Annotated in this window: 10 protein-coding genes and 2 pseudogenes; 8 read left to right on the top strand and 4 right to left on the bottom strand. The window is 63.6% G+C overall.

Annotated features, from left to right (window positions below; genetic code table 11):
• Window positions 1-77 precede the first annotated feature (77 nt).
• Both HX881_RS33210 and HX881_RS33205 read right to left on the bottom strand, forming a co-directional pair.
• A pseudogene (locus tag HX881_RS33210) lies at window positions 78-677 on the bottom strand (methyl-accepting chemotaxis protein); the annotation flags it as partial.
• 303 nt (window positions 678-980) lie between these two features.
• Window positions 981-1,637: pseudogene (locus tag HX881_RS33205) on the bottom strand (MCP four helix bundle domain-containing protein); the annotation flags it as partial.
• 347 nt (window positions 1,638-1,984) lie between these two features.
• Between HX881_RS33205 and HX881_RS12355 the strand changes: the two are divergent.
• Together HX881_RS12355 and HX881_RS12350 are read left to right on the top strand one after the other, a co-directional pair.
• Window positions 1,985-2,215 (top strand): hypothetical protein, encoded by a 231-nt coding sequence (locus tag HX881_RS12355; RefSeq protein ID WP_017128778.1) that lies wholly within the window; start codon window positions 1,985-1,987, stop codon window positions 2,213-2,215.
• Window positions 2,212-2,514, top strand: a complete 303-nt coding sequence (locus HX881_RS12350) for a cell division protein ZapA (protein WP_017128777.1) — start codon at window positions 2,212-2,214, stop codon at window positions 2,512-2,514. The genes HX881_RS12355 and HX881_RS12350 overlap by 4 nt, the downstream gene beginning before the upstream one ends.
• A gap of 132 nt (window positions 2,515-2,646) precedes the next feature.
• Here the strand turns inward: HX881_RS12350 and HX881_RS12345 are convergent, their stop codons facing one another.
• Together HX881_RS12345 and HX881_RS12340 are read right to left on the bottom strand one after the other, a co-directional pair.
• The gene (locus HX881_RS12345; protein ID WP_017128776.1) at window positions 2,647-2,853 is read right to left on the bottom strand and encodes a hypothetical protein; all 207 of its coding nucleotides are present in this window, start codon (window positions 2,851-2,853) and stop codon (window positions 2,647-2,649) included.
• Between the two features lie 174 nt (window positions 2,854-3,027).
• Window positions 3,028-4,074 carry a threonine aldolase family protein gene (locus HX881_RS12340; protein WP_017128775.1) on the bottom strand — a complete coding sequence of 349 codons (1,047 nt, stop codon included), beginning with the start codon at window positions 4,072-4,074 and terminating at the stop codon, window positions 3,028-3,030.
• Between the two features lie 411 nt (window positions 4,075-4,485).
• Between HX881_RS12340 and glyA the strand changes: the two genes are divergently transcribed.
• The 6 genes from glyA to purU all read left to right on the top strand — a co-directional run bounded on the left by glyA (window position 4,486) and on the right by purU (window position 12,269).
• Window positions 4,486-5,739, top strand: a complete 1,254-nt coding sequence (gene glyA, locus HX881_RS12335; RefSeq protein WP_017128774.1) for a serine hydroxymethyltransferase — start codon at window positions 4,486-4,488, stop codon at window positions 5,737-5,739.
• Window positions 5,740-5,762: 23 nt separating this feature from the next.
• The gene (locus tag HX881_RS12330; protein WP_017128773.1) at window positions 5,763-7,013 is read left to right on the top strand and encodes a sarcosine oxidase subunit beta; all 1,251 of its coding nucleotides are present in this window, start codon (window positions 5,763-5,765) and stop codon (window positions 7,011-7,013) included.
• 14 nt (window positions 7,014-7,027) lie between these two features.
• Entirely contained in the window at window positions 7,028-7,357 is a 330-nt protein-coding gene (locus HX881_RS12325) for a sarcosine oxidase subunit delta (protein WP_017128772.1), read from the top strand.
• Window positions 7,354-10,371, top strand: a complete 3,018-nt coding sequence (locus HX881_RS12320; RefSeq protein ID WP_177084709.1) for a sarcosine oxidase subunit alpha — start codon at window positions 7,354-7,356, stop codon at window positions 10,369-10,371. Before HX881_RS12325 ends, HX881_RS12320 begins: the two co-directional genes overlap by 4 nt.
• A gap of 131 nt (window positions 10,372-10,502) precedes the next feature.
• The gene (locus HX881_RS12315; RefSeq protein WP_017128770.1) at window positions 10,503-11,135 is read left to right on the top strand and encodes a sarcosine oxidase subunit gamma; all 633 of its coding nucleotides are present in this window, start codon (window positions 10,503-10,505) and stop codon (window positions 11,133-11,135) included.
• 276 nt (window positions 11,136-11,411) lie between these two features.
• Complete coding sequence (gene purU, locus HX881_RS12310) at window positions 11,412-12,269, top strand: formyltetrahydrofolate deformylase (RefSeq protein WP_017128769.1); 858 nt, start codon at window positions 11,412-11,414, stop codon at window positions 12,267-12,269.
• The last annotated feature ends 221 nt before the right edge of the window (window positions 12,270-12,490 follow it).

Genomic DNA, 12,490 nt, shown 5'->3' with positions numbered 1-12,490 from the left:
CACAGGGCTCCGGGCTTGACGCAGGTCTTGTGGGAGCGGGCTTGCCCGCGAAGGCAGCGCCGCTCTCTCGGGGGTTTCTACAGGCTGAAGCGCGCCACCATGCTGTTGAGGTCCACCGCCAGGCGGGCCAGTTCGTTGCTCGCGGCGCTGGTCTGGTTGGCGCCGGTCGCCGACTGCACCGACAAGTCGCGGATGTTCACCAGGTTGCGATCCACTTCACGGGCCACTTGAGCCTGTTCTTCCGCCGCGCTGGCGATCACCAGGTTGCGTTCGTTGATCTCGACGATCGCCGTGTTGATGGTGTCCAGTGCCAGGCCGGCACCCTTGGCGATGCTCAGGGTCGATTCGGCCCGCTCGGTGCTGTTGCGCATCGAGTCCACCGCTTGCTCGGTGCCGCCCTGGATACTGCCGATCATCCGTTCGATTTCGCTGGTGGACTGCTGGGTGCGGTGCGCCAGTGCCCGCACTTCATCGGCCACCACCGCGAAGCCGCGACCGGCTTCCCCGGCCCGTGCCGCTTCGATCGCCGCGTTCAGCGCCAGCAGGTTGGTCTGGTCGGCCAGGCCGCGGATCACGTCCAGGACCTTGCCGATATCGCGGGATTCTTCCGCCAGGTTGCCGATCAGCGTCGCGGTGCTCTGTACATCGCCGCTCATGCGTTCGATGGCGCTGACGGTTTCCTGCACCAGGTCGCGTCCGTCGCCGGCCGAGGTGGTGGCGCTCTTCGAGGCTTCGGAGGTGCTCACCGCATTGCGCGCGACTTCTTCCACGGCGCTGGTCATTTCATTGACCGCGGTGGCGGCCTGTTCGATCTCATTGTTCTGCTGCAGCAGGCCACGGGCGCTTTCGTCGGTGACGCTGTTCAGTTCTTCGGCGGCCGAGGCCAGCTGGGTGGCGGAACCGGAAATGCGCTGCAGGGTATCGCGCAGCTTCTGCTGCATCTTGACCATGGCCTGCAACAGGCGACCGGCTTCGTCGGTGCCATCGACCTGGATCGGGCGGGTCAGGTCGCCTTCGGCGATCTGTTCGGCGGCGCTCAGGGCCTGGGCGATCGGCTGGGTGATGCTGCGGGTCAGCAGCCAGGCGAACAGCAGCGTCAGGCCGGTGGCGAGCACCAGCAGGGCCACCACCAGGTTGAAGGCCGAGTCGTACTGGTCGCTGGCTTGCTGGTTGGTGGCGTTGGTCTGCTGCGTGTTGATGTCCAGCAGGCGGTTGAGCACGGTGTTGACCTGCTCGGAGTTGGCCAGCAGCTCGCTGTTGAGCAGGTTTGCCAGCTCGGTCACCTGATTGTTGCGCGACAGGGTTTTCATGCGGTCTTCGATCTGCCGGTACTGGCCGAGCAACTGCACGTATTGCTCATAGATCGAGCGTTCCTCAGGGGCGGCGATCAGCTTTTCGTAGACCACCCGGGCCTTGTCGATCTGCTGGTTGCGCTGGACGAGCAGATCCAGGGTCTTGGCCTGGGTGTCCGGCTCGCGATTGGTCAGCAGCCGGTAGGACAGGACGCGCAGGCGCAGGGTCAGCTGGGTGAATTCGTCCAGGGCCTTGATGCTGGGCACGCTGTTGGCAGTGATCTCCTGGGCCGCCGCACGAATCTTGCTCATCTGGTTCAGCGAGAACACACCCAGGATCAGCATCAAAGCGCCGATCATGGCAAAGCCGAGGAACGCCCGCGGGGCGATGTTCATAGTGCGTAGGGACATGGTTTTTCCTGAGAGAAAGCGCGTTCCGTGCGGCTTTGGAGACGAGGTCTGTCTGACCTATCGGTCATACGACTAAAGTCTAAAGCCCCCTGCGCGCTTTTGTCGCAGGGACGGCTTTCCGACAGGGGACCGGGAACATGTTCCGCCAATCGCAGTCCCTAGGGGGCGAAGAAAAGCATCCCGCCAGGAAAATCAAGGCTTTGAGAGCGTTTTTCCCTGGCAAACCCAGGGGCTTTTCTTTATCGTACGCGCCCTTTGAAACTGCCCGAGAGATCAAGAAAATGTTGGAGACTTCCCTCAATCAACTGGAACAACTGGTCAGCGAGCTGGTTCAGCAGAAGCAGGAGCTGTTGGCTGCCAACACGGCGCTGAGCAGCGAACTGGCCCAGGCCCGGGATGAAAACGAAAGCCTGCAACTGAGCCTGATGGAACAGGAAGAAAAGCACGGCGCCACCGCCGCCCGTATCCAGGCGCTGGTGGAGCGCGTCAGCGCAGGTCCTGTCGGCGCATGAGAACCAGCACCGACGGGGTGACCGTCATCTCGATCCTCGGTGAGGAATATTCGATCAAGGCACCTGCCGGCCAGGAGCAGACGTTGCAGGACGCAACCCTGATGCTAAAGACGGCCCTGGTCGATACCAAGAAGAAGTTTCCCACGCTGATCGGCGAGCAGTTGCTGGTCCTGGCCGCCCTGAACCTGTGTTCCCGGCAGATCGAGGCGCAACGCCAGCACCGCGAGGAACTCGACCGTTATCAAGAGCAAGTCAGCGCCACGGTCGAAGTGATTTCCAAGACGATCGGGCAGAACTGAGGTGATATCCCATTCACGGGATGGATCGAACCCTGGTCGGCGTCGGCTTGTCGACGATAAGGCCCTTGGGCTCGGACGCTATCGTTGGCAAGTCGACGCCTGCCTGAACGGCGTGGTTCAGGCAGCGCAGGATTATTCCTCGTTAACCGTGAGACTGATTTCGTAAAAGCCGTTCTCCGTTAGCCTGTAGGTCTTGCTCTTGACGACCAGCTTGGTTCCGGCGTTGTTCTCGATGCGCTCGCCGATATGGGCCAGCTTCAACAGTTCTTCGAAGGTGATCACGGGGTAGGTTTTGGCCTTGCCGTCTGCTTTGAGAACGTATTCGGTCTGCTTTGTCATGTCGATCTCTCCATAGGTATGGCGGCGGTCATTTCTTGAATGACGTGCCCATATCCTGAAAGACTGCACACACTCCTTTTCAGGCTGACCGCATTTTCCCACGCTCGGGAGGGCGCTCAATACTGTCAGAAATGACAGTCGCGACCGGCGGTAGCCGCCTGAAAAAACCGGTTCCTACAGGGCGCCGGTCATGACCGCGCGGATATCCGCCGCCAGCTCCCGCACCCGCGCCTCTTCGGTGTCCCACGAGCACATGAAGCGCGCACCGCCCTTGCCGATGAAGGTGTAGAAGCGCCAGCCCCGTGCGGTCAGCGCGGCAATGGCCGGTTCCGACAGTTGCAGGAACACACCGTTGGCTTCCACCGGGAACATCAGTTCCACGCCGGGAATATCCCTGACCAGGCTGCTGAGCAACTGCGCGCAGTGGTTGGCGTGCCGGGCGTGCTTGAGCCAGGCGTCGTTTTCCAGCAGGCCGACCCAGGGCGCGGAGAGAAAGCGCATTTTCGAGGCCAGTTGCCCGGCCTGCTTGCAGCGGTAGTCGAAGTCCACCGCCAGGTCGTGGTTGAAGAACAGGATCGCTTCGCCCACCGCCATGCCGTTTTTCGTCCCGCCGAAGCACAGCACGTCGACCCCGGCTTTCCAGGTCAGGTCGGCCGGCGAGCAGCCGAGGAAGGCGCAGGCGTTGGAGAAGCGCGCGCCGTCCATGTGCAGGTTCAGGCCCAGTTCCTTGCAGGTGGCGCTGATGGCGCGGATTTCATCCGGGGTGTAGACGCTGCCGACTTCCGTGGCCTGGGTCAGGGTCACGACCCGCGGCTTGGGGTAGTGGATGTCCTGGCGCTTGAGGGCGATCTCGCGGATCGAGTCCGGGGTCAGCTTGCCGTTTTCGGTGCGGGCGGTCAGCAGTTTGGAGCCGTTGGAGAAGAACTCCGGCGCGCCGCATTCGTCGGTCTCGACGTGGGCGGTCTCCGAGCAGATCACGCTGTGGTAGCTCTGGCACAAGGAGGACAGGGCCAGGGAGTTGGCCGCGGTGCCGTTGAAGGCGAAGAACACTTCGCTGTCGGTTTCGAAGAGTTTGCGGAAGCCATCGGCGGCGCGTTGGGTCCACTCGTCGTCGCCGTAGGCGCGCTGGTGGCCGTGGTTGGCCTGTTCCATGGCGGCCCAGGCTTCGGGGCAGATACCGGAATAGTTGTCACTGGCGAATTGTTGGCTCTTGTCGGTCATGGCCCGGTCCTTGTGATCGTTTATGGTGCGCACTGTAACCAGAATTGGCGGTGTCGCACAGGCACAGTTTCCGTAGGAAAACCCTCCAGTTATCGGAAGGCTGGCGTTGTCCTTGTAGGAGCCGGCTTGCTGGCGATGGGGTCAGTGAGCCTTGCATCGTCCGATTGGCCGCTATCGCCAGCAAGCCGGCTCCTACAGGGGATTGCTGTGTCGTCGAAAGCGCGTCGTGCCAGATCGTTCGGGCATCGATTATCCCGGCGCGCCAGGCCATGTCGTAAACGCACCTTTGCAAGGCGTGCGTAGGCATTTGACCTGTCTGCGACGGCCATACCATCACCTCCAAAGGGCACTGCCGCACGGCAAAGGCCTCACCGAGACGAATGGCGTACCACCGCCGCTGGGAGAGACGCGATGTTCAGCAAGCAAGACCAGATCCAGGGTTATGACGATGCACTGATGGCGGCCATGAATGCCGAGGAGCAGCGTCAGGAAGATCACATCGAGCTGATCGCGTCGGAGAACTACACCAGCAAGCGGGTCATGCAGGCCCAGGGCAGCGGCCTGACCAACAAGTACGCCGAAGGTTATCCGGGCAAGCGCTACTACGGTGGCTGCGAGCACGTGGACAAGGTCGAGGCCCTGGCCATCGAACGCGCCAAGCAGCTGTTCGGTGCCGACTACGTCAACGTCCAGCCGCACTCCGGTTCCTCGGCCAACAGCGCCGTGTACCTGGCCCTGTTGCAGGCCGGCGACACCATCCTGGGCATGAGCCTGGCCCACGGCGGGCACCTGACCCACGGCGCCAAGGTGTCGTCCTCGGGCAAGCTGTACAACGCCGTTCAGTACGGAATCGACACCAATACCGGCCTGATCGACTACGATGAGGTCGAGCGCCTGGCCGTCGAGCACAAGCCGAAGATGATCGTCGCCGGTTTCTCTGCCTACTCGAAAACCCTCGATTTCCCTCGCTTCCGCCAGATCGCCGATAAAGTCGGTGCGCTGCTGTTCGTCGACATGGCCCACGTCGCCGGCCTGGTCGCCGCCGGCCTGTATCCCAACCCGCTGCCCTACGCCGACGTGGTCACCACCACCACCCACAAGACCCTGCGCGGTCCCCGTGGCGGCCTGATCCTGGCCAAGGCCAACGAAGAGATCGAGAAGAAACTCAACGCCGCGGTGTTCCCCGGTGCCCAGGGCGGCCCGCTGATGCACGTGATCGCCGCCAAGGCCGTGAGCTTCAAGGAAGCGCTGGAGCCGGGCTTCAAGGCCTATCAGCAGCAAGTGATCGACAATGCCCAGGCGATGGCGGGCGTGTTTATCAAACGCGGCTACGATGTAGTGTCCGGCGGCACCGACAACCACCTGTTCCTGGTCAGCCTGATTCGCCAGGGCCTGACCGGCAAGGAGGCCGATGCCGCCCTCGGCCGTGCCCACATCACCGTGAACAAGAACGCGGTGCCGAACGACCCGCAGTCGCCGTTCGTCACGTCCGGCCTGCGTATCGGCACCCCGGCCGTCACCACCCGCGGTTTCAAGGTGACCCAGTGCGTGGAACTGGCCGGCTGGATCTGCGACATCCTCGACAACCTCGGCGATGCCGATGTCGAGGCCAACGTCGCCAAGCATGTGACAGCCCTGTGCGCGGACTTCCCGGTTTATCGCTGAGAGCGGTTTTGGAGTAAATGACTATGCAACGCTATTCGGGCTTCGGCCTCTTCAAGCACTCTCTCAGCCATCACGAAAACTGGCAGAAAATGTGGCGCACGCCGACCCCGAAAAAGGTCTATGACGTGGTCATCGTCGGCGGTGGCGGGCATGGCCTGGCGACCGCCTACTACCTGGCCAAGGAGCACGGCATCACCAACGTCGCCGTGGTCGAGAAGGGCTGGCTGGGCGGCGGCAACACCGCCCGCAACACCACCATCGTGCGTTCCAACTACCTGTGGGACGAGTCGGCGCACCTGTACGAACACGCGATGAAACTGTGGGAAGGCCTGTCCCAGGACCTCAACTACAACGTGATGTTCTCCCAGCGTGGCGTCTACAACCTCTGCCACACCTTGCAGGACATCCGTGATTCCGAGCGTCGGGTCAGCGCCAACCGCCTCAATGGCGTCGACGGCGAACTGCTCAACGCCAAACAGGTGGCGGACGAGATTCCGTACCTGGACTGCTCGAAGAACACCCGCTACCCGGTGATGGGCGCCACCGTCCAGCGTCGCGGCGGCGTGGCCCGTCACGATGCCGTGGCCTGGGGCTTCGCCCGTGCGGCCGACGCCCTGGGCGTGGACCTGATCCAGCAGACCGAAGTGATCGGTTTCCGCAAGGAAAACGGCGTGTGCATCGGTGTGGAAACCAACAAGGGCTTTATCGGCGCCAAGCGCGTCGGTGTGGTCACCGCCGGTAACTCCGGACATATGGCCCGGCTGGCGGGCTTCCGCCTGCCGGTCGAATCGCACCCGTTGCAGGCCCTGGTGTCCGAGCCGATCAAGCCGATCATCGACAGCGTGATCATGTCCAACGCCGTGCACGGCTACATCAGCCAGTCCGACAAGGGCGACCTGGTGATCGGTGCCGGTATCGACGGCTACAACGGCTACGGCCAGCGCGGTTCGTACCCGGTGATCGAGCACACCATCCAGGCCATCGTCGAGATGTTCCCGGTGCTGTCCCGCGTGCGCATGAACCGCCAGTGGGGCGGCATCGTCGACACCACGCCGGACGCCTGCCCGATCATTTCCAAGACGCCGGTACCGAACATGTTCTTCAACTGCGGTTGGGGCACCGGCGGCTTCAAGGCCACCCCGGGCTCGGGCAACGTGTTTGCCGCGAGCCTGGCCAAGGGTGAAATGCACCCGTTGGCCGCACCTTTCTCCATCGACCGTTTCCACAACGGTGCGTTGATCGACGAACACGGCGCTGCAGCGGTCGCCCACTAACAGGAGAAATCCCTATGTTGCATATCTTCTGTCCTCATTGCGGCGAACTGCGCTCCGAAGAGGAATTCCACGCTTCCGGCCAGGCGCATATCCCGCGTCCCCTGGACCCGAACACCTGCACCGACGAGCAGTGGGGCGACTACATGTTCTTCCGCGACAACCCGCGCGGGCTGCACCACGAGCTCTGGGACCACGTCGCCGGCTGCCGCCAGTATTTCAACGTGACCCGTGACACCGTGACCTACGAAATCCTGGAAACCTACAAGATCGGCGAGAAACCGCAATTCACCGCCAAAGCAGACAGTTCGAAAGTGCCCGGCGCGGCTGTGGGAGAAAAGGTATGAGCCAGGTCAATCGCCTGTCCAACGGTGGTCGCATCGACCGCAACAAAGTCTTGAGCTTCACCTTCAACGGCGAGACCTACAAGGGCTTCGAAGGTGACACCCTGGCCGCCGCGCTGCTGGCCAACGGCGTGGATATCGTCGGGCGCAGCTTCAAGTATTCGCGGCCACGGGGCATTTTCGCCGCCGGTGCCGAAGAGCCGAACGCGGTGCTGCAGATCGGCGCCACCGAGGCCACCCAGATCCCCAACGTGCGGGCTACCCAGCAAGCGCTGTATCAGGGCCTGGTCGCCACCAGCACCAACGGCTGGCCGAGCGTCAACAACGACATGATGGGGATTCTCGGCAAGGTCGGCGGCAAGCTGATGCCGCCGGGCTTCTACTACAAGACCTTCATGTATCCACAGTCGTTCTGGATGACCTACGAGAAGTACATCCGCAAGGCCGCGGGCCTGGGTCGCTCGCCGACCGAGAACGATCCGGATACCTACGACTACATGAACCAGCACTGCGACGTGCTGATCGTCGGCGCCGGTCCTGCCGGTCTGGCTGCCGCCCTGGCCGCTGCCCGCAGCGGTGCGCGGGTGATCCTCGCCGATGAACAGGAAGAGTTCGGCGGCAGCCTGCTCGATTCCCGCGAAAGCCTCGATGGCAAGCCGGCGGCCGAGTGGGTCGCCAGCGTGATCGCCGAATTGAAGGCCCTGCCGGATGTCCTGCTGCTGCCTCGGGCCACCGTCAACGGCTACCACGACCACAACTTCCTGACCATCCACGAGCGTCTCACCGATCACCTCGGCGACCGCGCGCCGATCGGCCAGGTTCGCCAGCGTATTCACCGCGTGCGTGCCAAGCGCGTGGTCCTCGCCACCGGCACCCACGAGCGTCCGCTGGTCTATGGCAACAACGACGTGCCGGGCAACATGCTCGCCGGTGCCGTTTCGACCTACGTGCGCCGTTACGGCGTGGCGCCGGGCAAGAAGCTGGTGCTGTCGACCAACAACGACCACGCCTACCGCGTGGCCCTGGACTGGCTCGATGCCAGCCTGCAAGTGGTCGCCATCGCCGACGCCCGCAGCAATCCTCGCGGTGCGCTGGTGGAAGAAGCGCGGGCCAAGGGCATTCGCATTCTCACCGGCAGTGCCGTGATCGAGGCCCGTGGCAGCAAGCACGTGACCGGTGCGCGGATCGCCGCCATCGACGTCAAGGCCCATAAAGTCACCAGTCCCGGCGAATGGCTGGACTGCGACCTGGTGGCCAGCTCCGGCGGCTACAGCCCGGTGGTCCACCTGGCCTCGCACCTGGGCGGCAAGCCGATCTGGCGTGAAGACATCCTCGGTTTCGTCCCTGGCGAAGCCCCGCAGAAACGCGTCTGCGTGGGTGGCATCAACGGCGTCTACGGCCTTGCCGATGCCCTGGCCGACGGTTTCGAGGGCGGCGTGCGCGCGGCCAGCGAGGCCGGTTTCAAGGCGGTCGAAGGTGTCCTGCCCAAGGCCCTGGCGCGTCTGGAAGAGCCAACCCTGGCCCTGTTCCAGGTGCCCCATGAAAAAGCCACCGCACGGGCGCCGAAGCAATTCGTCGACCTGCAGAACGACGTCACCGCTGCCGCCATCGAACTGGCGACCCGCGAAGGCTTCGAATCGGTCGAGCACGTCAAGCGCTACACCGCGCTGGGCTTCGGTACCGACCAGGGCAAGCTGGGCAACGTCAACGGCCTGGCCATTGCCGCCCGTTCGCTGAACGTGACCATCCCGCAGATGGGCACCACCATGTTCCGTCCGAACTACACGCCGGTCACCTTCGGCGCGGTCGCCGGTCGTCACTGCGGGCATATCTTCGAGCCGGTGCGCTACACCGCCTTGCAGGCCTGGCACGTGAAACAGGGCGCCGAGTTCGAGGACGTCGGCCAGTGGAAACGGCCGTGGTACTTCCCGCGCAACGGCGAGGACCTGCATGCCGCGGTCAAGCGCGAGTGCAAGGCCGTGCGCGACAGCGTCGGCCTGCTCGACGCCTCGACCCTGGGCAAGATCGATATCCAGGGCCCGGATGCCCGCGAGTTCCTCAACCGCGTGTACACCAACGCCTGGACCAAGCTCGATGTGGGCAAGGCCCGCTACGGCCTGATGTGCAAGGAAGACGGCATGGTCTTCGACGATGGCGTCACCGCCTGTCTGGCCGACAACCATTTCCTGATGACCACCACCACCGGCGGTGCCGCGCGCGTCCTGCAATGGCTGGAGCTGTACCACCAGACCGAATGGCCGGACATGAAGGTGTACTTCACTTCCGTGACCGACCACTGGGCGACCCTGACCCTGTCCGGCCCGAACAGCCGCAAGCTGCTCAGCGAAGTCACCGACATCGACCTGGACAAGGACGCGTTCCCGTTCATGACCTGGAAAGAAGGCCTGGTCGGTGGCGTGCCGGCGCGGGTGTTCCGGATTTCCTTTACCGGCGAGCTGTCCTACGAGGTCAACATCCAGGCCGACTACGCCATGGGCGTCCTGGAAAAGATCGCCGAGGCGGGCAAGCAGTACAACCTGACCCCGTACGGCACCGAGACCATGCACGTGCTGCGGGCCGAGAAGGGCTTCATCATCGTCGGCCAGGACACTGACGGCTCGATGACCCCCGACGACCTGAACATGGGCTGGTGTGTCGGTCGCACCAAACCGTTCTCCTGGATCGGCTGGCGTGGGATGAATCGCGAGGACTGCGTGCGCGAAGAGCGCAAGCAACTGGTCGGGCTCAAGCCGATCGATCCGACCAAGTGGCTGCCGGAAGGCGCGCAGCTGGTGTTCGACACCAAGCAGGCGATCCCGATGAAGATGGTCGGTCACGTGACCTCCAGCTATGCCCACAACTCCCTCGGCTATTCGTTTGCCATGGGCGTGGTCAAGGGTGGTCTCAAGCGCATCGGCGAGCGGGTGTTCGCACCACTGGCCGACGGCAGCGTGATCGAGGCGGAAATCGTTTCTTCGGTGTTCTTCGATCCGAAGGGCGATCGCCAGAACATTTAAGTCGATCGTTCCCACGCCTGGCGTGGGAATGCATCCCGGGACGCTCTGCGTCCCAAGAGCGGACGCAGAGCGTCCATGGCGGCATTCCCACGCAGAGCGTGGGAACGATCAACCTGAGTTAAAGGTGTTTTATGACCACAGCCAACGTTTACCAACAACGCCCGACTTCCGGGGCCAAGGCCGAGTCGTCGTTGCACCATGCCGACCTCGCCAGCCTGGTGGGCAAGGGCCGCAAGAATGCCGGCGTGACCGTGCGGGAAAAGAAACTGCTCGGTCACCTGACCATTCGTGGCGACGGCCATGACCCGGCATTCGCCGCCGGCGTGCACAAGGCCCTGGGCCTGGAGCTGCCCGTGGCCCTGACCGTGGTTGCCAAGGGCGAGACCAGCCTGCAATGGCTCGGCCCCGACGAGTGGCTGCTGATCGTCCCGAGCGGCGAAGAGTTCGCCGCCGAGAAGGCGCTGCGCGAAGCCCTGGGCGACCTGCATGTGGCCATCGTCAATGTCAGCGGCGGCCAGCAACTGCTGGAGCTGAGCGGCCCGAACGTGCGCCAGGTATTGATGAAGTCCACCAGCTACGACGTGCACCCGAACAACTTCCCGGTGGGCAAGGCGGTCGGCACGGTGTTCGCCAAGTCGCAACTGATGATCCGCCACACCGCCGAAGACACCTGGGAGCTGGTGATTCGCCGCAGCTTCTCGGATTACTGGTGGCTGTGGTTGCAGGATGCGGCGGCCGAGTACGGTCTCAGCGTCCAGGCCTGAGATCTGAACAGAACTGTAGGCGCCGGGCTTGTCGGATCGCCGCGAAGGGGCTGGCGAGATCGCTGAAAGCTTCGCGGGCGAGCCCGGCTCCCACAGGGTAAGGATTGATCGTTCCCACGCTCTGCGTGGGCATGCATCCCGGGACGCTCTGCGTCCCAGGAGCGGACGCGGAGCGTCCATGGCGGCGTTCCCACGCAGAGCGTGGGAACGATCAGGACCAGGGCTCCTCGCCACAGGTTTTGCATCGCTCTGTTATTCACGAACAGGAGTCAAGCAATGAGCCGCGCACCCGATACATGGATTTTGACCGCCGATTGCCCCAGCGTGCTCGGCACGGTGGATGCGGTGACCCGCTATCTGTTCGAGCAGGGCTGCTATGTCACCGAACACCACTCGTTCGATGACCGTCTCTCCGGTCGGTTCTTCATTCGCGTGGAGTTCCGCCAGCCCGAGGGTTTCGACGAACTGGCCTTCCGCGCCGGCCTGGCCGAGCGCGGCGAGTCCTTCGGCATGGTGTTCGAACTGACCGCGCCGAACTACCGGCCGAAAGTGGTGATCATGGTCTCCAAGGCCGATCACTGCCTCAACGACCTGCTCTACCGTCAGCGCATCGGTCAATTGTCCATGGACGTCGCCGCGGTTGTGTCCAACCATCCGGACCTCAAGCCCCTGGCCGACTGGCACCAGATTCCGTACTACCATTTCCCCCTCGATCCCAACGACAAGCCGGGCCAGGAACGCCAGGTCTGGCAGGTGATCGAGGAGTCCGGCGCCGAACTGGTGATCCTCGCCCGCTACATGCAGGTGTTGTCGCCGGAGCTGTGTCGCAAACTCGACGGCAAGGCCATCAATATCCACCACTCGTTGCTGCCCGGCTTCAAGGGCGCCAAGCCGTATCACCAGGCCTACAACAAGGGGGTGAAACTGGTGGGGGCCACCGCGCACTACATCAACAACGACCTGGACGAAGGCCCGATCATCGCCCAGGGCGTGGAAGTGGTGGATCACAGCCATTATCCCGAGGACCTGATCGCCAAGGGCCGGGACATCGAAGGGCTGACGCTGGCCCGGGCGGTGGGTTATCACATTGAACGGCGGGTCTTCCTGAACGCCAACAGGACGGTGGTCCTCTGATTTTTGGCTGCCCGTGCCGGCCTCATCGCCGGCAAGCCGGCTCCCACAGTGGGCGCGGTGCCTGCCGCGATGCAGTCCCCTTGTAGGAGCTGGCTTGCCAGCGATGAGGCCGGCAGGAACAACGCAACAACCCCGGGCAATGGCCGGCAGCCGGTGTCCAGGAAGGGCGCGGTGCCTGCCGCGATGCAATGCCCTTGTGGGAGCTGGCTCGCCAGCGATGA

The organism is Pseudomonas gingeri, from assembly GCF_013386115.1.
In the GTDB taxonomy this organism is placed as follows: Bacteria; Pseudomonadota; Gammaproteobacteria; order Pseudomonadales; family Pseudomonadaceae; genus Aquipseudomonas; species Aquipseudomonas gingeri.
This window is presented reverse-complemented; position numbering and strand designations above follow the sequence as displayed.